We start from the raw sequence: 22,934 nt of genomic DNA, 5'->3' as shown, positions 1-22,934 counted from the left end.
TAGGTTTTCGTATCCCCTTTTTTGGGTAGCCATAAATGGTTAGGTAAAAATACCTGTTTTTTGTTGGTGTTTTTTTGAGGTAGAAACAACTGTTTAAAAAATTCTATTTTTAGGCGTCCTTGACAAATATGTCTAACTAAAATTTTAAAAACAATGGGGAAAAAAAACAATCAGATATCGTTAAAAAAAGCGATTAAATGGACCGAACGTTGGAGGGAAAAATGTCCTAACAACTGTAAAGCATTTTCAATTCCAGTACAAGATATGGTAGCTGTGCTAAAAGAAATTGGTGTCATACAAGAGGCTGGAAATACTGGATTATATGTAATTGACGAAAAAACACCAAACGGAGTACGAACTTATATGGCTATAGATCCTGCTTTAGAAGGTGAACCTGGAGGAGGTGAAAAAATTATCTTGGTAGGTACAGAACCACAAATAGATTTTGACCAAAAGAAAGTTGTACAAAGAGATATCATTAATGGTAAACTGGATAATAAAGGTCCTTTTGTAGATCCTAAAAATTCTTTATTAGGTGAGGATGAAATCGATACAGGAATCTATGATTTTTCTCAACCTTGTCCTAATTTTTGTGATTTTGAAAGTCCTTTAGCCAATGGACATATTTAGATAAATGGTTATACCTAAAATCATAGTTTATCTAGGATACCTTATACTACTTGTTAATGTAATTGCCTTTTTTTCGAAAAAGAAAAAAAACAAAGAGTATAAGGTATTTTCAATATACTTACTTACAACATTTATTATTCAGGTTGTAGGAGCTTCGTTAGCAGAAAACAAAATAGACAACTTATTTTTATCACATTATTATTTCATAAGTCAATTTGTTTTTCTGAGTATCTTCTATAGTATTATTTTGAATGGGAAAAAGATTAAAATAGGCGTTAAATTTATTTTTTCTTTGGTTCTTATTACTTTGAGCATTAATTACATTCTTGAGCCCTCTATTTATTATCAATTCAGTCTGCTTGAAGTAACTCTTTGCTCAATTCCTATCGTAATATATTCTTTGGTTTATTTTTTTCAATCATTAGATTCCAATAATAAGAAGTACCTATACATAGCCTCTGGAACTTTTGCTTATCTCTTGTGTAGTACCTTAATTTTTCTCTCTGGGAATTATGTTTCTCCTACTAAGACTTTTTGGTATCAATTTATTTGGATTATGAATGTTTCATTATATGCCATCTATCAATCTCTCATTTTCATCGAATGGTATAAGAACTTTCGTAAAAAAGAAGTTTCTTCTTAATGAGATAACTTCTCTTGCCAAGGTGTAATTATGAAGGCAACTTATAATCAAATACTTAAATCACGTATTTATTTTTTTTAGTACCTTAGCGTTCCAACTAATTCAACTACAACCCATGACAACTAAAAAGTTCTTTCTGGTATGCTTTGCCATGATAGCTTTTATAGCTTGTTCTGAAGATGAAAGTGACGTTACAGATAACGGCCCTATAACTTCTTTTGAGATTACTAGAAATTGGCAAAATAGCACACTTACTAGTGATTTCCTTAACAACCAAAAACAAATATCACATTACAATTTTGACAAAAAGAACATTGCCAACGCGTTAAGGGTTCCTAGTATTGTTAATTTTCGTTTTGTCTTAGGTTTGCTTCAAAACGAGTTGCAAATTACTATGGTAGGTGTAGATGAAGAAGGTAATGAAATTCTAAAAATCTATTCGATTCCTCACAAAACTTCAAGATATCAAGAAGCTATAGATGAGCTGAAAGATAGTCCGTATGTATATTCTAACGAACGTTTGAATACTCCTATTATTGGGAACCACTTATTGCAATATGCTGATGTGTATGAGTATATTTCTAAATGGCAAGGAGCTTTAGAGTCTGGAAACATACATGGCGCAATCAAAAACAAAGGAACTCGTTACCGATATTTTAGTCTTAAAAAAGAAGTAGTAGCTGAAATGATTGCAAAAACCAGAATAGACTGTATTGCCTTATTCTTGGGAATTAATGCAGATAATAAAATGACTACTGTTTTTCTACAAAAAGACATTTTTAAAAACCTGATTCTTTACAACAAAAATCACCCTATAAAAAGCGGAGAAGCTTTTGATTTTACTCAACCTTGTCCTGATAATTGTGACTAAAAGGTTTGTTGTAACTAAATAGCTCAAAACATTTTAAATTATGTTTATATCTACTGGTTGTGAAAAACAGGTATAAGTACCTATTTTTTTAACCTATGTTAAGAGATTTCTGAAAATCTTTCACCGTTTTTTGTATCTTCGATTTCATCAATAGCCTCCCTCATGGAAAAACTGTTTTCTGAAGAAAATCAGATAGTTACAATTGTAATCATTGGTGTATTACTGTTACTTTTAATGGCGGTTGCATTACTATTGTTCTTCTTTTTCTCAAGAAAGAAAATTGTTGAAAAAGAATTGGAGAAAAAAGAGCTGGAAATAGAGCATCAAAAGGAAATTATTCATGCAACTATTCTCACTCAGGAAAAAGAGCGAAAACGTATTGCGCAAGATTTGCATGATGATATTAGCTCTAAATTAAATGTCATCTTATTGAATTCTAATTTTCTTATTGATGGTGAACTTTCTCCTGAAGAGTAAACCAAAGTAAATGAAAACATTATAAAAGTAACCAATAAAACCTTGGGGAATGCCCGTAAGATTGCACATGATTTGTTACCTCCAATTTTAGAGAAATTTGGATTAGAGTCTGCTATTGAAGAATTGGTTGATGAATACAACATGAGTAAGAAGGTTAACATAAAGTCAAACATAGAATACCCAAAAGGTGAATTGGATAAAACTCAAGAGTTACATGTTTTTCGTGTTTTTCAGGAACTCATTAACAATTCTGTTCGGCATGGAAAATCTAAAAATATCGCTTTAGATTTTGTTAAGAATAAAGAAGACATTTCTATAGATTATAAAGACGATGGAGTTGGATTTAGTCAGGAAATTATAGATCAGAAGAAAGGTCTTGGAATGAAGAATATAGAAAGTCGTGTTGAATTACTCAACGGTGAATTGATTATACAAAGTGCTATTGATGAAGGAATTAAAGTTTCAATAATTTTTTAAAAACTCCCGACATATGAAAAATAAAATTCAAATTGTTATTGCTGACGACGAGCAGTTATTCCGAAAAGGAATGAGGTTTTTGCTAGAGCGAGATGAAGCCTTTGAAATTCTCTTTGAAGCAGGAGATGGTCAAGAATTAGTTGATCGTTTAAAAATATCAGAAGAGAAACCAGATATTATTTTAATGGACTTGAAAATGCCAAATTTAAATGGTGTTGAAGCTACAAAAGTTGTTCATAAAGATTATCCTGATGTGAAAATTATTGCCTTAACAAGCTATGGAGGAAAGACTTTTATCATAAATATGATTGATGTTGGAGCTTCTTCTTATTTGTTGAAGAACACAAGTCCTAAAGATGTGATTTTTACCATCAAAGAGGTTTACGAGAAAGGGTTTTATTATGATGAAACTGTAATGAAAATGATTCATGAAAATCTTTTATCGTCTAGCGGTAAAAAAATAAGAAGCGATTTAGACAAGAAATTGTTGTCTAAAAGAGAGATTGAAGTATTAGAACTTATTTGTGGTGAATATACTACTAATGAAATTGCCGAAAAGTTGTTTATCAGCCCAAGAACCGTAGATGGTCATAGAAACAATTTATTACTAAAAACAGGATCTAAAAATGTAGCTGGGCTAGTAATTTATGGAATTCAGAAAAAACTAATCGAGCTTTCTTCTTCAGATTTTAATCTGTAGTAAGTTTTTCAGTCTTTTTTGTGCCTTCAGCTGTTGATTTTTCTTCTTTAGGAAATGCTTTTTTATTAAAGATAAATAGCAAAACAACCCCCACAGTAATGTAGGAATCTGCAGGATTAAAAATATAGTTAAAGAACCTGAAGAAGTCTCCTCCTACAAAAGGTATCCAATCCGGCAAATTACCTTCCCAAATAGGAAAATAGAACATGTCTACCACTTTTCCATAAAACAAACTTCCATAAGGATCGTCTGCAAATAGGGTTGCCACACTGTGTTGAGGAGTATTAAAAATAACTCCGTAAAAAACAGAATCAATAATATTTCCTACAGCACCAGCAAATATCAATGCCACAGCAATCACAACAATGTTGGGCATTTTCTTTTTTATGATACTCATCAACCAGTAAACAATTCCTGCAACAGCCACCAATCTAAACAGTGTTAAAAAGAGTTTTCCAGCACTTCCGCCAAATTCAAACCCCATGGCCATGCCATTATTTTCAACAAAATGGATTCTGAACCAATCAAAAACTTTTACCTCTTCTCCTAAAACAAAATGTGTCTTGATATAGATTTTGACAATCTGATCGATTAAAATGGCTAATGCGATTGTAAGTATGGCTATTCTTTTCTTAGACATGTTTAAAAAATTGTGCTCACAAAAATAAGAATATTATTGACTACAGTTGTTCTGTTAACACAACATTGGCATTGATAGATCTAACAACAAGTTTATCTGCTTTTTTTATCTTCTTTCTAAAAGGCGACTTTTGGACTTCTTCATCTAGAGATATCTTTCCTTTTCTGGTTTTTATATCTAGAGCATTTTTTTGAATTGTAGCGAAAACAGTTCCAGTAAATAGTTCTACTTCTGTAATTCCTTTGATTCCCTCAATTCTTACATTTCCTTTATCTATTAAGATTCTTAAGATACCTTTATAACCTTTTGTTTGAATATCTATTGTTTCTCCGTAAATGGTTACTTTTTTATTCTTGGGTATTTTTACAATAGCGCTAACATTACTTGGTGGCGCTAAAGGAAATTGATTGATTTTGTTTGTTAGTGGATTATCAATTTTCAGCTCTGTTTTAATACTTAAAACGCAATTATAGTCGTTGCATTTAAAATCGTCTATTACACCTAATCCATCAACATCAGAGATAATCATTTCTAGTTGACCTGAATCTGATTCTTCAATTACAAGGTTATCTATTCCATCTGTTTTTACTTCAACATAAGGCGCATTACTCTTGATTGTTCTAACAATCTTTTGTTGAGCCGTAGAAACAATTGTGAAAAGAAAAAAAAGTAAAAAAGTAGTGTACTTCATAGCACAAAGGTATCGTAAAAAACATCACGATTCCCTTAATAGAAATATAAAAAGCTAACTAATATCTGGTTAGCATTTAGATATTTGATTAATCAAATATCTACATTGTCTGTATTGTGGTATACTAGCGCAAAATATGCGACTAAAATTACAAACACCAATACTAATATTTGCCAAACCATAATTCCTGATGCGGCATCAACAGCTAATTCCATCTAATAAAAATTTAATTTAATTACCCCTAATCAAATAAGTGACTGAAAGATATAAAGTATAAGAATGCTCGTCAATCCCCGAAAAACATGAATTTTAAATCTCCCCATAAATGGGGATAAGAAAGAAATAGAGGTTCTAAATTATTACTCTTCTGAATTCATGTTTTTCTCCATGAATTTTATTTTAAGGTCTAAGTATTTAGAAATTTTCTTGTAGATCTTTAATAATAAAAAGAACACCAAGATAACTGCTACCAATGCTAGAATTTGCCAGATGAATAAACCTAAGCTAAAATTGTCGATAGTTTGTCCCACAGCATTTTTTTATAGATCGTCAGATCTGTTATTAACATATTTTCGTTTTACATCTACATACTTACTGTATTTGTAGTAGAGTCGGATGAATAGAAATATAACCATGAACAAAATGACCATATTAATATACACAATGGCAATCCCCAGGTAGTCCATTTAGATAATAATAATTTGAGTTTAGTGTGGTAAATATAGGATTATTTTAATTCTTGTTATTGTAAAGTTATCGTATAAAAAAAGCTTCCAAGTAGGAAGCTCTTATTTATTGTCGTCTTTTTGCCTCTATACTGAGGGTAGCATGGGGCACTAATTTTAGTCGTTCTTTTTGAATTAACTTACCTGTAACTCTGCATATACCGTATGTTTTATTTTCAATACGAATCAAAGCGTTTTTTAAGTCACGAATAAATTTTTCTTGACGAATTGCCAATTGAACATTTGCTTCTTTACTCATAGTTTCAGATCCTTCTTCAAAGGATTTGAATTGAGGGGAAGTATCATCAGTTCCATTATTACTACCGTTCATGTAGGAGCTTTTTAGCAAGGCTAAATCTTCGTTTGCGCGGTCTATTTTCTTTTGGATGATTTCTTTAAACTCTTGTAAGTCATCATCAGAATATCTGGTTTTCAACTCTGCCATAATCTTACATTTTTTGTATTAGTATTTTACTTTTAATTCCGTCAAATTCTACATCAATTCCATCAGAAATGGCGTCGGCAAACATCAACTCACTTGTTAATGTTTCTGCCATAATGTAGTCTTTATTATTATATACTGACTGTTCTAATGTATCAAACTTTAAAACTGTTAGTTTTATTTTATCTGTTACTTCAAATCCTGAATCTTTTCTTGCATTTTGAATTCTATTGACCAATTCTCTAGCAATTCCTTCTTCTTTCAATTCATCGGAAATCGTAACATCGAGGGCTACTGTTAGCGCACCTTCGTTAGCCACTAACCATCCTTCAATATCTTTAGAAGATATTTCTACATCAGCGAGCTCCAAGGTAATGATTTTTCCGTCAAGTTCAACAGGTATTTTACCCTCTTTTTCAACTTTTGCAATGTCTTCTTTTGTAAAGTTTTGTATCGCATTGGAAATCAACTTCATGTCTTTTCCAAACTTAGGACCTAACACTTTAAAGTTCGGTTTGATCTGCTTTACCAGAATATCAGCTGCATCATCTAAGAGTTCTATTTCCTTAATATTTACCTCGTGTTTGATGAGGTCTGCAACTGCTAAGATTTCTTCCTTTTGTTGATTGCTGTCCACCGGAATCATAATCTTTTGCAGTGGCTGACGTACTTTAATTTTCTCTTTAGCTCTTAAAGACAATACCAAAGAAGAGATGGTTTGTGCATTTTCCATCTTACGCTCTAAAGTCTTGTCTATAAAGGAGACGTCAAACTCAGGAAATTGTGACAAGTGTATGCTTTCAAAATTTTCTTTCCCAGTTACAGAATTTAAATCTTTATACAACTGATCCATATAAAATGGCGCAATTGGAGCTCCTAGTTTGGCAATGGTTACCATACACGTATATAACGTTTGATAAGCCGATATTTTATCTTGTTGATAATCTCCTTTCCAAAATCTTCTTCTGCTCAATCTTACATACCAGTTACTCAAATAATCTTGAGTGAAATCTGAAATTGCTCTTGCTGCTCTTGTAGGTTCGTATTCTGCATAGAACTTATCTACCTTTTCTATTAGAGTATGTAACTCTGATAAAATCCAACGATCTAATTCTGGTCTTTCTGCTAAAGGAACATCTGCTTCTTTGTATGAGAATCCATCAATGTTTGTATATAATGAAAAGAAAGAATAGGTGTTGTATAAAGTTCCAAAAAACTTACGCTTTACTTCTTCTATTCCATCGATGTCAAACTTCAAATTATCCCAAGGATTTGCATTGGCAATCATATACCAACGTGTAGCATCTGCTCCATAGGTTTCTAAAGTATCAAACGGATCTGTTGCATTTCCAAGACGCTTAGACATCTTTTGTCCGTTTTTATCTAATACCAACCCGTTAGAAACTACATTTTTGTAGGCTACAGAATCAAAAACCATAGTTCCAATAGCATGTAGTGTATAGAACCATCCACGAGTTTGATCTACTCCTTCAGCAATAAAATCTGCTGGGAACGATTTGTTTTCATCAATTAAGTCTTTGTTTTCAAAAGGGTAGTGCCATTGTGCATAAGGCATGGATCCTGAATCGAACCACACATCAATCAAATCGCTTTCTCGTTGCATTGGTTTTCCTGATGGAGACACCAAAACAATTTGATCTACTATGTTTTTATGTAAATCGATGGTTGCATAATTCTCATCAGACATGTTTCCTACTTCAAATGCAGCAAAAATATCTTCAGATAGCACACCTGCATCTACAGACTTCTTTATTTCTGTTTTTAATTCTTCAACAGAGCCAATACAAATTTCTTCTTTTTTGTCTTCTGTTCTCCAGATAGGCAATGGAATTCCCCAATAACGAGAACGTGATAAATTCCAATCGTTTGCATTTGCCAACCAGTTTCCAAAACGTCCTTCTCCAGTTGATTTTGGTTTCCAATTTATGGTTGAATTTAATTCATGCATACGATCCTTTACATCGGTAACTTTGATAAACCATGAGTCTAAAGGATAATATAGAATTGGTTTGTCGGTTCTCCAGCAATTTGGATAACTGTGCTTGTATTTTTCTACCTTAAAAGCTTTGTTTTCAATCTTAAGCTTGATAGCAAGTTCTACATCTACCGATTTTTCTGGTACTTCTCCCTCAGCATAGTATTCATTCTTTACATATTTTCCTGCAAACTCTCCCAATTCTGGTCTGAATTTTCCTTGTAAATCTACCAAAGGAACTAAATTGCCATTTTCATCTTTCACCAACATTGGTGGAATCTCTGGAGTTGCCTGTTTAGCAACCAAAGCATCATCTGCCCCAAAGGTTGGCGCAGTATGTACAATTCCTGTTCCATCTTCTGTGGTTACAAAATCACCAGAAATCACTCGAAATGCATCTTGTGGATTGTCATTGGGTAGCACAAAATCTAACAACTGCTCATAGCGAATTCCTACCAAGTCTTTTCCTACAAATTCTTTGACAACAAAGAATGGAATCTTCTTATCTTCCTTGCTATAATTTGCTAATTCAGAACGATTTTCTGCTTGTTGATATTTTCCAGTGAATTGTTTTCCAACTAAATTCTTAGCTAATACAACTTTAACAGGTTCAAAAGTATATTGGTTGAATGTATCAACCAACACATAGTCTATCTTTGGCCCTACAGTTAATGCTGTATTACTTGGCAAAGTCCATGGAGTAGTTGTCCATGCTAAAAAATGAACAGTTCCCTCTCCTTGTAAAAACTCTGGTAAGGTTTCACTAATGGTTTTAAATTGGGCAACCACTGTTGTATCAGTAACATCTTGATAGGTTCCTGGTTGATTTAACTCATGAGAGCTTAAACCAGTTCCTGCTTTTGGTGAATAAGGTTGGATTGTATATCCTTTGTACAACAAATCTTTGGAATAGATTTGTTTTAATAGCCACCAAACGCTTTCCATATATTTAGGGTCGTAAGTAATATATGGGTCATCCATATTTACCCAATATCCCATTTTCTGGGTAAGGTCGTTCCAGATATCTGTATAACGCATCACAGCTTTTCTACAAGCTGCATTGTATTCTTCTACAGAAATTGTTTTTCCAATATCTTCTTTTGTGATTCCTAGTTCTTTCTCTACTCCTAATTCTATAGGAAGTCCGTGAGTATCCCAGCCCGCTTTACGCTTTACTTGGAAACCCTTCATAGTTTTGTAGCGAGGAAAAATATCTTTAATTGCTCTTGCCAATACGTGATGAACTCCAGGTAAACCATTGGCTGATGGAGGTCCTTCAAAGAATACGTATGGTGGTTTTCCTTCACGGGTAGAGATACTTTTCTCAAAGATGTTATTCTCTTCCCAATATTGAAGTATTTCTTTGGCTACATTCGGTAAGTTAAGTCCTTTATATTCAGGAAACTTTGCACTCATAAATCACAAATTCTAATAAGAATGCGAAAATACATATTTTCCTGTAAACCTATACGCTGAACCCCTAAAAATAAAGCTTAAGAAAGCCCTCTTTCTTTTTTTATGGACTCGTATGCAGATTGAATTTTTTGAAATTTTTCTTGGGCTCCCTTCAAATGCTCTTTGCCCAATCCTTGTAATTTATCTGGATGGTACTTTTTAGCCATTTTTCTGTAGGCTTTTTTCACTTCATCATCAGATGCAGATTTATCAATTTCTAAGATCTTATAAGCGCTATCTGTAGAGTTATAAAACATAGCTTTGATGGACTCAAAATCGTATTGATTGATATACAAATACCCAGCTATTTTTCTAATTTCATCAACCTCTACTTGAGAAACATGTTCATCTGCTTTTGCTATTCCAAATAAGAAATGAATAAGTTGTAATCTAGAAGAATGAGGCATATTTTGACGAATCTGAATACAGACTTGTCTAGCAGAAATTTGCTTTTTAATAATTCCTTTAAATAATTTAAAAGCACTGTTTGCTCTTTCTTTTCCATACATTCCAACAAACTGAGAACGAACAAAATTCAATTCTCTCTGATCTATTTTTCCATCAGATTTTATAACAATTGCAGATAGTACTAGTAAACTAATTTCGAAATCTCCAGACTGTGTATTGCTGGGTCTGTTTGAATATTCTTGCTGAAAAGTTCTACGATCTCTTTCAAAATCTTCTTTTGAATAGGCATCAATAACACTTCCAGCCACAAAACCAATTACGGCCCCAATAGGTCCTCCTGAAACAAAGCCAATTCCGGCTCCTAACCATTTTGAAAAACTAGACATTTTTTAAATTTATGAAGACCAAAGATAAGGAATCATATTGCTTTTTTATCGTTATCTTTGTACTCTAAATTTTTTTAAAATTATGTATCCGGAAGAATTAGTAAAACCAATGCGTGAAGAACTAACAAATAATGGTTTTTCGGCTTTATATACTGCTGAAGATGTAGATAATGCTTTGGCAAAAAAGGGAACAACTTTAGTAATGGTAAACTCTGTTTGTGGGTGTGCTGCTGGTACTGCAAGACCAGGAACTTTAGCTTCTTTAGAATTTGACAAAAGACCTGAGAATTTAACTACTGTTTTTGCTGGCGTTGATAAAGAATCTACTGCAAAAGCTAGAGAACACATGATTCCTTTTCCTCCTTCATCACCGGCTGTGGCTTTATTTAAGGATGGAGAATTGGTACACATGTTAGAGCGTCATCATATTGAAGGAAGGTCTGCTCAAATGATTGCTCAGAATTTGGTAGCTGCTTACGACGAGTTCTGCTAAAAACTTGACACAAGACATTCTTGAATTATAAGAAAAGATAAAACCGCTTCTGTTGAAGCGGTTTTTAGTTTTTAGTCTTCTATATATTCTAAAATATCTGCAGGTTGACATTCTAACACTTTGCAAATAGCTTCTAAGGTTGAAAAACGAACTGCCTTTGCTTTTCCTGATTTTAAAATAGACAGGTTAGCTGTAGTGATTCCTATTGCCTCTGCTAAATCTTTGCTCTTCATCTTTCGTTTGGCCAACATTACATCTAAGTTTACTCGAATTGCCATATGGTTAGATTGTTAGATCGTTTTCCAACTTTAGACCTTGTGCTTTTGCTAAAACTTTGCTTATAAGTAATAAAAATACACCTATAATGATTGATAGTATTGCTAGAGTTATCGATATTTTATTTGCGGGAAATACCATTCTTTGAAAAGTTAAGAATAATGAAATAATTGCTATGCAAAAATTAACAACACCAGAGAATAATACAAAATGCCCTGATCTTTCAATAAGAGTTATGATTGGTTGTGAAAAATAGTTAGACAATTCTCTTTCTTTTAGAATCCTCATAATAAAAAACACTCCTGTGCAAAAACTTAACATTCCTATGATAGAGGCTATTGCTAATAATTTCTCTCGTATTGAAACATTAAAGAATTTAGGGTAAAATGATTTTGACAAAAAAATATTTTTCTCTAGTACTACATCAGAGATGTTAAATACAATATTTCCTATCATGATAAATGTCATAAGTCCAAAAAGTAAGTATAATAGTATTTTTAATTTCTGTATCATGTCTAAATTGTTAAATCGTTTTCTGATTGAATTTCAATTCCTCTTTTTAAAATTTGAGCGAAAATAAATATCACTCCCGCAAGAAAAATAAAATCACTTGAGAACAAATCCATTGGTAAACCATTCTTTTTAGCAATGTGTCTTACTTGCGCATTGTGTAAAATTGCTACAATCCAGATACTTAAAATACTATAACTTATTTTCTCCATTAACTGATGAACTGTTACATTAAACGGATTTTTTAAATCCAGTTTCCCTAATAATTTTGCTACCAAAAGAGCTACATATGCTTCTGAAGCATAAAGAAATACTTTGTAGCTAACTATAAAACTATATTGTACAAAACTGAATTCTCTGTAGCTAGACAAATCTAATCCTCCAAATAAATTTTTTGCAGCTTCCTCATTGTTTATACTGATAAAATAGGTAGTTATAATTGTTCCGACCTTTATTAATAGCCCTATAAAAACAATCCATGAAACATAGTTCATGATTTTTAGCAGCTGATCTGTTTTATTTTTCATTTTTATAATGTTTCTGATTACAAATATATAAAAATTATCGTAAAACAATAATTTTTTATTAAAAAGCAATAATATTATGTTTGGTATCTTCGCATTATGAATCAGGATCTTATTATTAAAAACACCATCAATTTTGTCAAAAAGACCTTAAAAAATGCTGAAGGTGGACACGATTGGTTTCACATAGAGCGTGTCTATAAAAACGCATTACTAATTGCAAAAGGAGAACAGGTTAATGAATTCATTATTTCTTTAGGTGCTTTGTTACATGACATTGCTGATGCTAAATTTTACGATGGAGATGAGTCTGTTGGACCTAAAAAAGCACGATCTTTTTTAGAGGAACAAAATGTTGAGGAAGAGATTATAGTACATATAGAGAATATTATCAAACACATCTCTTTTAAATCGAGTTTAGGTTCTGGAAAAACATTTAGATCTCCTGAATTATCTGTAGTTCAAGATGCCGATCGTTTGGATGCTATTGGCGCAATAGGAATTGCTCGTTGTTTTAATTATGGCGGATTTAAAAATCGTACTTTATACGATCCTGAAATTGCTCCAAATCTAAACATGACTAAAGAAGAATATAAAAAATCAACCGCACCTACCATTAATCATTTTTATGAAAAACTCTTGTTATTGAGAGATAGAATGAACACAAAAACAGGAAGGAGAATTGCTGAAGAAAGGCATTTATATATGGAAGGTTTCTTAAACCAGTTTTTTGATGAATGGAATGGGGTTAGATAGTAATGAGTAATGAGTATTGAGTAATGAGTAATGAGTAATGAGTAATGAAGTATACAAAGTCAGACAATACTATTAACGCTTAGACTTTTTAAATACATCTTAAATTCTTTCTTCTTCTAAGTATTTCTAACTTTTCTCTTTTCTCCTTTAACTTTATCCTTCGAACTTTGTACTTTTGCCGTGAATTATTAGAATTTATAAAACCTTATGATTTTACCTGTTGTAGCTTACGGTGATCCTGTATTGAGAAAAGTAGCAAAAGAGATTGATGCTAATTATCCTGATTTGGATAAATTAATCGCCAATATGAAGCAAACAATGTACAATGCTTCAGGTGTTGGTATTGCTGCTCCTCAAATAGGAAAGTCTATTCGACTATTTGTAATTGATGCTACTCCTTTTGCTGAAGATGAAGATCTTACCCAACAAGAGAGAGATCAATTAAAGGATTTCAACAAGGTATTTATTAACCCTAAAGTGATTAAAGAAGAAGGTGATGAATGGGCTTTTAGTGAAGGTTGCTTGAGTATTCCAGATATTAGAGAGGATGTTTTTAGACAAGAAAATGTAACTTTTGAATATCAGGATGAAAAATTTGAAACTCATCAACAAACATTAACAGGTATTGCTGCTCGAGTTTTTCAGCATGAATATGATCATTTAGAAGGAGTTTTATTTACTGATAAGTTATCATCCTTAAAAAAGAGAATTCTAAAAAAGAAATTAGAAAAAATATCACAAGGAAAGATTAATACAGAGTATAGAATGCGCTTTCCTAATTTAAAGAAAAAATAATACATGGAGTTTAGTAAAATTATTGCCGTATCTGGTAAGCCAGGATTATATTCAGCAATTTCACAAACCAAAACAGGGTTCATAGTAGAATCTTTAACAGAAAAAAAACGTTTCCCAATTCCTTCTACAAATAATGTAAGCTTGTTAGAAAACATTGCTATTTACACCTATGAAGAAGAAATTCCTTTGTTAACAGTTTTTAAATCTATTTACGAAAAGGAAGAAGGAAAAGAAGCTATGAGTCATAAAGAAAGTGGAAACAAATTAGCAGCGTATTTTGCTGAAGTTTTACCAGAATATGATGATGAACGTGTTTATACTTCTAATATCAAGAAAGTAATTCAATGGTATAACATCTTAGTAAAAGCTGGATTAGATTTTTCTCAAGTAGAATCTGTACAAGAAAACACAGAAGAAGTATAGATGAACACTAGAGCACAGCAATTAGAAGCTTTCAACAGATTACTTGACATTATGGATGATCTTAGGGAAAAATGCCCTTGGGATCGTAAGCAAACCTTAGAGTCCTTACGTCATTTAACTATTGAAGAAACTTATGAACTTGCTGATGCCATTTTAGACAACGATCTTGAGGAGATAAAAAAAGAATTAGGAGATCTTCTTTTGCACATCGTTTTTTATGCAAAAATTGGTTCTGAGAAAAAAGCATTTGACATGGCAGATGTTGCCAATTCTATTTCTGAGAAACTCATTAGTAGGCATCCTCATATTTATGGAGATGTTACCGTAGAAAATGAAGAAGAAGTTAAGCAGAATTGGGAAAAGCTCAAATTAAAAGAAGGCAAGAAATCTGTTTTAGAAGGTGTTCCTAAAAGCTTACCTGCAATTGTAAAAGCCAATAGAATTCAAGACAAAGTTTCAGGTGTTGGTTTTGATTGGGAAGAACCTCATCAAGTATGGGAAAAAGTACAAGAAGAACTTTCAGAGCTAAATACAGAGATCCAAAAAGGCAATCAAGAACGTATTGCTTCAGAATTTGGTGATGTTTTGTTTTCTATGGTTAACTATGCGAGGTTTATTAATGTAAACCCAGAGAATGCTTTAGAAAGAACCAATAAAAAATTTATTCAGCGTTTTCAATATCTAGAAAAAGCCGCCCAAGAAAAAGGAAAGAAACTAGCAGACATGTCTTTAGCTGAAATGGATGTTTTTTGGGATGAAGCTAAGAAAATTCATCAGTAATGAATGTGCTATTTGTCATCAAAGGAAATGAACCTTATGTTTCTCAGCAAGCGCAAATAGAATTAGCTGCTGGGCTTCAAAAACAAGGCGTTAAAATTTTATTGACGGGTAATTTTTCTAAAGAAGTAGAACATCACCTAAAAGACTTGAATATTCAATACAAAAAAGTCTTCCCTCTAAAATCTATTGATAAAAAATATACTAAGGACTTTCAAAAACTTGTTACCGATCATAATATAAATTTGGTTCATTTTGTTGATGGGAAATCATGTAGAAATGCTATTCCTGTCTTACGAAAAACAAACATCAAATCGGTTATCTATTTCGGGTCAGCTAGCTTACATTGGTATGATTTGAGTTCTTATTTGACGTATTTGAATTCTAATCTAGATGCAATCATTTGTAATAGTCAGTTTGTATACAATCATGTAAGAAACCAATTGTTTGGCAAGAACAAACAAAAAGCTATCAAAATTTATAAAGGATATAATCCAGATTGGTTTCAGAAAAGCACTTCTAAAGATTTGTCTGAGTTTGGCATTCCCAAAGATGCTATTGTAGTGAGCTTGGTTGGAAATCATAGAAAGGTAAAAGGAACCAAGTATTTTTTACGATCATCATATCATTTAGAAACAGATAAAAATGTTCATTACATCTTAATTGGAGAAAAAACTCAACAAGCCTCTTTTCAAAAGTTGAGGAATCAAAGTCCTATTAAAGATCAAATTCACTTATTAGGAAGAAGAGAAGATGTAATTTCTATTTTAAAGAGTACGCATATCTATGCTCAAACTTCTTTAGAAGAAGGTTTTGGAAGAGCAATTAGTGAGGCTATGTCTGTTGGAAAACCTATTGTGATGACTGATGCTGGCGGCTGTACTGAATTAATTGATGAAAGCTCAGGAATTATTGTTCCAAAAAAGAATTCTAAGGCCATTGCAAATGCCATCTCCAAATTGATTAATAATGATGACTTAAGACAGAAAATGGGAGAAAATGCAAAACATCGAATAGAAACTGTATATCATATTAATGATACTGTAAACGATACGTTAAAACTTTACCAACGACTTCTCAACTCATAGAGTTTCTCATTTTAATTGTTAACTTTAGACAAACTAAAAAGAAATCACATGAGAAAATTAGCTTTACTTTTTTGTGCATTACTTATTACAAGCACCTTGTTTCTTTCTTCTTGTAAAGGAGAGAATAATCATGAAAATGACAATCACAAAAAGCATAAAAAAGAATGGAACAACAAAGATCATCAAGATGTTAAAGCAGCCATCTTAGATTATGTTGAGGGAATTTATGAAGTAGATTCCACTAGAATTGAAAAAAGCGTGGACACTTCCTTAAGAAAAATAGGATATTGGTATAATAAAAAAGATAGTGCATACATGGACAATCTACCCATGACTTATGAGCAATTGGTGAGATTAGCAGCTCGTTGGAATAAAGATGGAAAAAGAACAGATGAGAATTCTCCTAAAAAAATCGAAATTTACGATATCAATTCTAAAACAGCATCAGCTAAATTAACTGCTGAATGGGGAATTGATTATTTTCATTTGGGGAAATACAATAATCAATGGAAAATTATCAATGTAATATGGCAAAGCATGCCTGAAAGCGAGTAATAATGTGGGAAGAACATTTAAAATTGTATGATGCTATAGCTGCAGATGCTACTATTGAAAGAAAGGGTAAAACTATGCCTTATACATCATCTAATGGATATATGTTTTCATTACTAAATAAAGATGCTCAGTTAGGAATTAGGTTATCTAAGGAAGATCAAAAAAAGTTTATAGAAGAATTTCCTGAATCTGGTATTTTTAAATCTTACGGAGCCACAATGCGTGATTATGTATTGATTCCTAACTCCTTATTAAAATCCAACAAAAAAGTAGTGACTTTTTACCTCAAAAAGGGTCTTAGTTATGTAAATACTTTAAAACCTAAATAACCAACTTATGGACGCAGACAAAATCTTAGAAAAAATTACAAACATGGCCATTGAATATGGTCCAAAATTAGTAGGAGCAATTCTAGTTTTGATTATCGGATCATGGATTATCAAAATCATTTTGAAAAGCTTCAATAAAATTCTCGATAGACAAAAAATTGATGTTTCTCTAAAGCCTTTCCTAAAAAGCATTTTTGGCATACTATTAAGAGTTATGCTCATCCTAAGTGTTCTAGGGCTGGTAGGTATTCCAATGACTTCTTTTGTAGCTATTTTAGGAGCCGCAGGTTTAGCAGTTGGTTTAGCCTTATCAGGTACGCTTCAAAATTTCGCTGGGGGTGTTATGATTTTATTATTCAAACCCTTTAGAGTTGGAGATTTATTAGAAGCTCAAGGTTACAAAGGAATAGTTCATGAAATTCAAATCTTTAATACCATCTTAAAGACTCCAGATAATAGAACTATAATTATTCCGAATGGAGGTCTTTCTAATTCTTCAATGGTGAATTTTTCTAACAACGATTTAACAATGGTAGAATGGACTTTTGGAATTGCTTATGGTGATAGTGTTGAAAAAGCCAAAGAAGTATTAAAAACACTAGTAGATGCAGATAACCGATTGTTAAAATCGCCAGACGCGCCTTCTATAGTACTTTCTTCTTTAGGAGATAGTTCTGTAAACTTCACTGTGAGATCTTGGATCAAAGTAAGTGACTATTGGGGAGCTTATTTTGAAATGAATGAAAATGTATACAATACTTTTGCTAAAGAAGGATTAAATATTCCTTATCCACAAATGGATGTACATTTATACAAAAACGACTAGTTAAGTAACAAAATTCTTATAAATTAGTCTTAAGGCTAAGTAAACTAATAAACACATGAAAGCTTTAAGACTAATTTTTTTGACTGCTCTTTTAGCAGTTTCTGCATTTTTCGGTTATAAAACCTATCAACAGGAAAAACAAAATCAAACCTATCACGATCATTTAGTTGAACTCCAAGACATCAAATACGGATTGTTCAATGTAGATGAATGGAAAGAAGTTTTTGCCGGACTTATTGCAAAAAAAATGGATGACTTCAACATCGCTAACACAGATGAAGAAGCCATGAAAAAAGAAATTTCAGCTTTCTTAGGAAAGGCCATTGATAATTTTGAGAAAAGATATAATGAGGAAAATAAAGGTGGAGGCATTACCAGTTTATTAAAAAGAAGTATCTCGTCTTTTGCTGGTATTTTTGAGCAAGTAAGAAAGGATATTCCCATTTTTACTGATGAAATTTATAGTTTTCTAACTGAAGGTGGCAGTCGAGAAATGCTTCAAAAATATCTAGAAGATCAACTAGACACATATACCAAAGACACTTTTTTAGCAACAGATTATACTGCTCTAAATAATATCATTAACAAATATGAGGCAAAAGATAAAACAGATGCTGTTGTTATTATTAGCAAAAAAATTGAAGAAAACAATTCTAATAAAAACACTTATAATTATATATTACTTGCCTTATTTATTGTAACAATCTTATCTCTGATTTTCTTTACTGCTAAAACCAAGGTAGAGTTTCTATTATTTACATTGTATAGTATTCTTTTACTTTCTCTAGGAATTTTCTTACCTATGATAGCTATTGATGCCAGAATAGAGGAATTGAATTTTCCTTTCTTAGGAGAAACTATTCAATTCAAGGATCAAGTGCTATTTTATAAGAGTAAAAGTATTATGGAAGTTGTTGACTTAATGATTTCTCAAAATCGATTTGATTTACTCTTTGTTGGTATTCTAGTGCTCTTATTTAGTGTACTTTTCCCAGTATCTAAATTATTGGCTTCAATAGGATATGTATTCAGCTCAAAACTAAAAAATAATAGAGTCATCAAATTCTTTGTGTTTAAAACAGGAAAATGGTCGATGGCAGATGTATTTGTTATTGCTTTGTTCATGGCATATTTAGGTTTTGATGGGTTAATTACTGAACAGTTAAATCAATTACAAAGTATTACAAAATCTACAGCAGTTCTTACCACCAACAATTCTGGATTGTTGTTTGGGTTTTATGCGTTTACAGCCTTTGTATTGGTAAGCATTTTTATTTCACAAAAAGTAGAGAAGCTAAAGTCTTAGGATTATTCTTACATAGTAATCTTAGTCTAGAATCATTTATCTTTAAAGAATAATTCTATTCCATATTCTTATGAAAAAATTATTCTTTTCAATAGTTTGCTTGTTTTTAGCAACAACATTTGTTGCTCAAAATAACAGTAACGTTTTTGATACAGTTGATCAAAAATTGGATGAAATTTGGAAAAACTCAAATGCTCCTGGAGTTTCATTATCTGTTGTTCTTCCTAATGGAGAAGTAAAAACTTTTACAAGAGGTTTTGCTGATGTTGAGAAAAAAATTCCGATGTCTGCAACTACAAAAATGTTAGGAGGAAGTACTGGAAAAGTATTTTATTCTGTTGTTGCCTTACAACTAATTGATGAAGGGAAATTAAAATTGGATGAGCTAATTTTTTCCAAAATGAAAGCCTATGATTGGTTTCAAAGAATCCCCAATGCAAAAACACTTACGGTAAGACACTTAATGCGTCATCAAACGGGAATACCGAGGTATGTGTTTAGTCCAGATTTTCAAAAAGATGTACTTAAAGATGCGAATAAAGTATGGAAACCTGAGGAGTTATTGTCCTATATTTTTGATGCAAAACCAGAATTTGAAGTAGGAACAAATTTTGCGTATTCTGATACCAACTATATCATTCTTTGTATGTTGATTGAAAAAATTACTGGTAATTCAATCTATGATGAAGTTCAAAAAAGAGTATTGAACAAAGCAGGTCTAAAAAATGTTGTTCCGCAGACAAAAAGAAGTTATCACAACATTGCTCAAGGATACAATGCAGAAAATGACCCTTTCTACCCTGGTTTGCAATTTGATAAATCTGGAAAAAGCAAGTACAATTTGCAATTCGAATGGGCTGGTGGCGGATTGGTCATAACCACACACGATTTAGCTGTCTTAGGAAAGAAAATTTATGAAGGTAAAATGTTTAATCCGAAACTCTTAGAAGAGTACTTTAATGGTGTTGATGCTGGGAGATTAGGCGGAAAATGGGGATTAGGTGTTCACATAAAAGAAACCCCAAATGGTACTACTTACGGACATAGTGGTTATATGCCAGGGTATATTACTAATATGGTTTATAATGCTAAGGATAAATTTACTGTTTGCTATCAATTAAATACTTCAGATAGAAGTAGGTTATCAATCATGAGAAGTCTTCCTTCATTAATTAACTTCATTAGCAAAGAATTGAATAAATAAAAAAGCCACTCTCTGAGTGGCTTTTTTTATACTAGTTTCTTAGCATTCTTTGCTTTTTGCTTTGTAAGTGCAATTTCTATGACCTCGCTCATTTCTGTTACGTAATGGAATTTTAATCCCTTCAGGTAACTTTCTTTAATTTCAGCAATATCTTTCTTGTTTTCTTCACACAAAATAATTTCTTTGATATTGGCTCTTTTAGCAGCCAAGATTTTTTCCTTGATTCCTCCTACTGGTAATACTTTACCTCTAAGAGTAATTTCACCTGTCATTGCCAGTCTACTTTTTACTTTACGTTGCGTAAATACAGATACCAACGATGTTAACATGGTTACCCCAGCACTAGGTCCATCTTTAGGAGTTGCTCCTTCTGGCACGTGAATATGTACATTATAATTCTCTAGAATTTCTGGATTTATCCCAAATTCTTCTGCATTTGCTTTGATATACTGCATAGCAATTGTAGAAGATTCCTTCATCACTGTTCCTAAGTTTCCTGTGATACTTAATCCTCCTTTTCCTTTAGAAAGAATAGATTCTATAAATAAGATATCTCCTCCAACACTTGTCCAAGCCAAACCTGTAACTACTCCAGCAACATCGTTATTCTCATATTTATCTCTTTCTAATCTTGGTGCCCCTAAAATATTTTCTATATCCTCATTAGTCAGTGCCACGTTGTACTCCTCTTCTAAAGCAATAGATTTAGCTGCATATCTTACTACCTTAGCAACTTGTTTTTCTAAACCTCTTACACCAGATTCACGAGTATATCCTTCAACAATTTTTTCAATCTGCGCTTTTCCTAATTTTAAGTGTTTAGACTCTAGACCGTGTTCCTTTAATTGTTTTGGAAGTAAATGCCTTTTAGCAATTTCTACTTTTTCTTCAATAGTATATCCGGTTACATTAATGATCTCCATTCTGTCACGCAATGCCCAAGGAATCTGTCCAAGATTATTAGCCGTCGCAATAAATAAGACTTTAGATAAATCATAACCTACTTCTAAATAATTGTCATAGAACTCTGTGTTTTGCTCAGGGTCTAAAACTTCTAGCATTGCAGAAGAAGGATCTCCTTGGTGGCTCTGACCCAATTTATCAATCTCATCTAAAACAAAAACAGGATTGGAAGTACCGGCTTTTTTCAAATTCTGAATCAAACGACCTGGCATAGCACCTATATAGGTTTTACGATGTCCTCGTATTTCAGCTTCATCTCTTAATCCTCCTAAAGACATTCTAACATATTTACGTCCTAAAGATTCAGCAACAGATTTCCCTAAAGATGTTTTACCAACTCCTGGAGGGCCGTACAAACAAATAATTGGCGATTTCATATCACCTTTTAGTTTTAAAACTGCTAAATGTTCTATGATTCTTTCTTTTACTTTCTCTAGTCCAAAATGATCGCGATCTAGAATTTTTTGTGCATTTTTTAAATCAAATTTATCTTCAGAATATTCGCCCCATGGCAATTCCAACATTAACTCCAAGTAGTTTCTTTGCACACCATACTCAGCCATTTGAGGATTCATTCTTCGTAAACGCGCCAATTCTTTATCAAAGGTCTCTCCTACTTCTTTAGTCCATTTTTTCTTTTTGGCTTTCAAACGCATCTCATCCAACTCCTCTTCATTAGAAGCTCCTCCTAACTCTTCTTGGATGGTTTTTAATTGTTGATTTAAATAATATTCACGCTGTTGCTGATCAAGATCAGAACGAGTTTTAGATTGAATATCATTTCTCAATTGCAACTTTTGAAGTTCTTTGTTTAAGTTCTTCAATGTTAATAAAGCGCGCTCTTTCAAGCTGTCTTTTTCAAGCAGCACTTGCTTTTGCATCACAGACAAATCCATGTTAGATGCAATAAAATTCACTAAGAACGAATTACTTTGAATATTTTTGATTGCAAATGAAGCTTCAGACGGTAACATTGGGTTTTCTTTAATTACCTCTAATGCTTGATGTTTAATAGAATCGATTATGGCATCAAATTCTTTTAAATCATCTACATCCTTATCTTCAATTGCTTCTTGGACATTCGCTTTCAAATAAGGCTGTTCCTGAATCATATCAAGAATTTCGAAACGTTTTTTACCTTGAATGATTACTGTGGTATTACCATCAGGCATTTTTAACACTCGTAAGATCTGAGCAACAACTCCAGTTTGATAAATGTCATCTTTGGTAGGCTCTTCTATTTCTTCATTTTTTTGTGCTACTACTCCAATTACCTTATCTCCTTTATTGGCATCATTAATTAGCTCGATAGATTTATCTCTTCCAGCAGTAATAGGTATAACTACTCCAGGAAATAAAACTGTGTTTCTTAAAGGTAGAATGGGTAATATCTCAGGAACATCTTCTTTATTGATAATCTCTTCATCTTCTGGAGTCATCAATGGAATTAATTCCGAATCTTCATTCAATATATTGGAAAGCGACAAACTGTCTAGTGTGACTATTTTTGATTTACTCATAGTTTATTTATCTGTCATTGTGACATTGCTCTCTTTACAAAGAAAACA

27 protein-coding genes are annotated in these 22,934 nt (G+C 32.3%); 16 read left to right on the top strand and 11 right to left on the bottom strand.

From position 1 onward, the window contains the following. Nucleotides 1-153: 153 nt before the first annotated feature. The 5 genes from AAON49_RS12005 to AAON49_RS11985 all read left to right on the top strand — a co-directional run bounded on the left by AAON49_RS12005 (nucleotide 154) and on the right by AAON49_RS11985 (nucleotide 3,798). A complete protein-coding gene (locus tag AAON49_RS12005; protein ID WP_349554886.1) occupies nucleotides 154-630 on the top strand; it encodes a hypothetical protein in 477 nt (158 codons plus the stop codon). Nucleotides 631-1,388: 758 nt separating this feature from the next. Then, complete coding sequence (locus AAON49_RS12000) at nucleotides 1,389-2,144, top strand: hypothetical protein (RefSeq protein ID WP_349554884.1); 756 nt, start codon at nucleotides 1,389-1,391, stop codon at nucleotides 2,142-2,144. 162 nt (nucleotides 2,145-2,306) lie between these two features. Next, nucleotides 2,307-2,621, top strand: coding sequence for a histidine kinase (locus tag AAON49_RS11995; RefSeq protein WP_349554882.1), 315 nt, complete (start codon nucleotides 2,307-2,309; stop codon nucleotides 2,619-2,621). 42 nt (nucleotides 2,622-2,663) lie between these two features. Continuing rightward, a complete protein-coding gene (locus AAON49_RS11990) occupies nucleotides 2,664-3,098 on the top strand; it encodes a sensor histidine kinase (RefSeq protein ID WP_349554880.1) in 435 nt (144 codons plus the stop codon). Nucleotides 3,099-3,111: 13 nt separating this feature from the next. Then, nucleotides 3,112-3,798, top strand: coding sequence for a response regulator transcription factor (locus AAON49_RS11985; RefSeq protein WP_349554878.1), 687 nt, complete (start codon nucleotides 3,112-3,114; stop codon nucleotides 3,796-3,798). Here the strand turns inward: AAON49_RS11985 and AAON49_RS11980 are convergent. The 7 genes from AAON49_RS11980 to AAON49_RS11950 all read right to left on the bottom strand — a co-directional run bounded on the left by AAON49_RS11980 (nucleotide 3,788) and on the right by AAON49_RS11950 (nucleotide 10,541). Further along, nucleotides 3,788-4,438, bottom strand: coding sequence for a lipoprotein signal peptidase (locus AAON49_RS11980; protein WP_349554876.1), 651 nt, complete (start codon nucleotides 4,436-4,438; stop codon nucleotides 3,788-3,790). The two genes, AAON49_RS11985 and AAON49_RS11980, sit on opposite strands and share 11 nt — an antisense overlap. 40 nt (nucleotides 4,439-4,478) lie before the next feature. Then, nucleotides 4,479-5,129, bottom strand: a complete 651-nt coding sequence (locus AAON49_RS11975; protein WP_349554875.1) for a hypothetical protein — start codon at nucleotides 5,127-5,129, stop codon at nucleotides 4,479-4,481. Nucleotides 5,130-5,221: 92 nt separating this feature from the next. Beyond that, complete coding sequence (locus AAON49_RS11970) at nucleotides 5,222-5,344, bottom strand: hypothetical protein (RefSeq protein ID WP_349554874.1); 123 nt, start codon at nucleotides 5,342-5,344, stop codon at nucleotides 5,222-5,224. 144 nt (nucleotides 5,345-5,488) lie between these two features. Continuing rightward, nucleotides 5,489-5,659, bottom strand: coding sequence for a hypothetical protein (locus tag AAON49_RS11965; RefSeq protein WP_349554873.1), 171 nt, complete (start codon nucleotides 5,657-5,659; stop codon nucleotides 5,489-5,491). Between the two features lie 262 nt (nucleotides 5,660-5,921). Then, the gene (locus AAON49_RS11960) at nucleotides 5,922-6,299 is read right to left on the bottom strand and encodes a TraR/DksA family transcriptional regulator (RefSeq protein WP_349554871.1); all 378 of its coding nucleotides are present in this window, start codon (nucleotides 6,297-6,299) and stop codon (nucleotides 5,922-5,924) included. Nucleotides 6,300-6,303: 4 nt separating this feature from the next. Then, a complete protein-coding gene (gene ileS, locus AAON49_RS11955) occupies nucleotides 6,304-9,708 on the bottom strand; it encodes an isoleucine--tRNA ligase (RefSeq protein WP_349554870.1) in 3,405 nt (1,134 codons plus the stop codon). Between the two features lie 77 nt (nucleotides 9,709-9,785). Continuing rightward, a complete protein-coding gene (locus AAON49_RS11950) occupies nucleotides 9,786-10,541 on the bottom strand; it encodes a TerB family tellurite resistance protein (RefSeq protein ID WP_349554869.1) in 756 nt (251 codons plus the stop codon). A gap of 82 nt (nucleotides 10,542-10,623) precedes the next feature. Here AAON49_RS11950 and AAON49_RS11945 point away from each other — a divergent pair, with 82 nt between their 5' ends. Next, the gene (locus AAON49_RS11945) at nucleotides 10,624-11,034 is read left to right on the top strand and encodes a BrxA/BrxB family bacilliredoxin (RefSeq protein WP_349554867.1); all 411 of its coding nucleotides are present in this window, start codon (nucleotides 10,624-10,626) and stop codon (nucleotides 11,032-11,034) included. Nucleotides 11,035-11,105: 71 nt separating this feature from the next. On the opposite strand, the gene AAON49_RS11940 is transcribed toward AAON49_RS11945, so the two are convergent. From AAON49_RS11940 to AAON49_RS11930, 3 genes are read right to left on the bottom strand one after another with little or no spacing between them, the layout of a single operon-like run. Beyond that, complete coding sequence (locus tag AAON49_RS11940) at nucleotides 11,106-11,312, bottom strand: helix-turn-helix domain-containing protein (protein ID WP_349554866.1); 207 nt, start codon at nucleotides 11,310-11,312, stop codon at nucleotides 11,106-11,108. Nucleotides 11,313-11,316: 4 nt separating this feature from the next. Then, the gene (locus AAON49_RS11935) at nucleotides 11,317-11,823 is read right to left on the bottom strand and encodes a DUF2975 domain-containing protein (protein WP_349554865.1); all 507 of its coding nucleotides are present in this window, start codon (nucleotides 11,821-11,823) and stop codon (nucleotides 11,317-11,319) included. A gap of 2 nt (nucleotides 11,824-11,825) precedes the next feature. After that, on the bottom strand, nucleotides 11,826-12,347 hold the full coding sequence (locus AAON49_RS11930) for a DUF2975 domain-containing protein (protein ID WP_349554864.1): 522 nt from the start codon (nucleotides 12,345-12,347) through the stop codon (nucleotides 11,826-11,828). 96 nt (nucleotides 12,348-12,443) lie between these two features. Between AAON49_RS11930 and AAON49_RS11925 the strand changes: the two genes are divergently transcribed. From AAON49_RS11925 to AAON49_RS11880, 10 genes are all read left to right on the top strand, one after another. After that, entirely contained in the window at nucleotides 12,444-13,100 is a 657-nt protein-coding gene (locus AAON49_RS11925; protein WP_349554863.1) for an HD domain-containing protein, read from the top strand. A gap of 207 nt (nucleotides 13,101-13,307) precedes the next feature. Next, nucleotides 13,308-13,895, top strand: a complete 588-nt coding sequence (gene def / locus AAON49_RS11920) for a peptide deformylase (RefSeq protein ID WP_349554862.1) — start codon at nucleotides 13,308-13,310, stop codon at nucleotides 13,893-13,895. Nucleotides 13,896-13,898: 3 nt separating this feature from the next. After that, a complete protein-coding gene (locus AAON49_RS11915) occupies nucleotides 13,899-14,318 on the top strand; it encodes a DUF5606 family protein (RefSeq protein ID WP_349554860.1) in 420 nt (139 codons plus the stop codon). Further along, nucleotides 14,319-15,098: a nucleoside triphosphate pyrophosphohydrolase gene (gene mazG / locus AAON49_RS11910; RefSeq protein WP_349554859.1), complete on the top strand. Its 780-nt coding sequence runs from the start codon at nucleotides 14,319-14,321 to the stop codon at nucleotides 15,096-15,098. Beyond that, nucleotides 15,098-16,183: a glycosyltransferase family 4 protein gene (locus AAON49_RS11905; RefSeq protein WP_349554858.1), complete on the top strand. Its 1,086-nt coding sequence runs from the start codon at nucleotides 15,098-15,100 to the stop codon at nucleotides 16,181-16,183. The genes mazG and AAON49_RS11905 overlap by 1 nt, the downstream gene beginning before the upstream one ends. A 48-nt stretch (nucleotides 16,184-16,231) precedes the next feature. Then, entirely contained in the window at nucleotides 16,232-16,738 is a 507-nt protein-coding gene (locus tag AAON49_RS11900; RefSeq protein WP_349554857.1) for a nuclear transport factor 2 family protein, read from the top strand. 2 nt (nucleotides 16,739-16,740) lie between these two features. Beyond that, nucleotides 16,741-17,067 carry a hypothetical protein gene (locus AAON49_RS11895; RefSeq protein ID WP_349554855.1) on the top strand — a complete coding sequence of 109 codons (327 nt, stop codon included), beginning with the start codon at nucleotides 16,741-16,743 and terminating at the stop codon, nucleotides 17,065-17,067. A 7-nt stretch (nucleotides 17,068-17,074) separates the two neighbouring features. Beyond that, nucleotides 17,075-17,893 (top strand): mechanosensitive ion channel family protein, encoded by an 819-nt coding sequence (locus AAON49_RS11890; protein WP_349554853.1) that lies wholly within the window; start codon nucleotides 17,075-17,077, stop codon nucleotides 17,891-17,893. 55 nt (nucleotides 17,894-17,948) lie between these two features. Then, nucleotides 17,949-19,199: a paraquat-inducible protein A gene (locus tag AAON49_RS11885; protein ID WP_349554851.1), complete on the top strand. Its 1,251-nt coding sequence runs from the start codon at nucleotides 17,949-17,951 to the stop codon at nucleotides 19,197-19,199. A gap of 70 nt (nucleotides 19,200-19,269) precedes the next feature. Next, nucleotides 19,270-20,403 (top strand): serine hydrolase domain-containing protein, encoded by a 1,134-nt coding sequence (locus tag AAON49_RS11880; RefSeq protein ID WP_349554849.1) that lies wholly within the window; start codon nucleotides 19,270-19,272, stop codon nucleotides 20,401-20,403. Nucleotides 20,404-20,429: 26 nt separating this feature from the next. Here AAON49_RS11880 and lon read toward each other — a convergent pair whose 3' ends face one another. After that, complete coding sequence (gene lon, locus AAON49_RS11875; protein ID WP_349554848.1) at nucleotides 20,430-22,886, bottom strand: endopeptidase La; 2,457 nt, start codon at nucleotides 22,884-22,886, stop codon at nucleotides 20,430-20,432. Nucleotides 22,887-22,934: the final 48 nt, after the last annotated feature.

The organism is Pseudotenacibaculum sp. MALMAid0570 (assembly GCF_040151415.1).
Lineage (GTDB): Bacteria > Bacteroidota > Bacteroidia > Flavobacteriales > Flavobacteriaceae > Polaribacter.
This window is presented reverse-complemented; position numbering and strand designations above follow the sequence as displayed.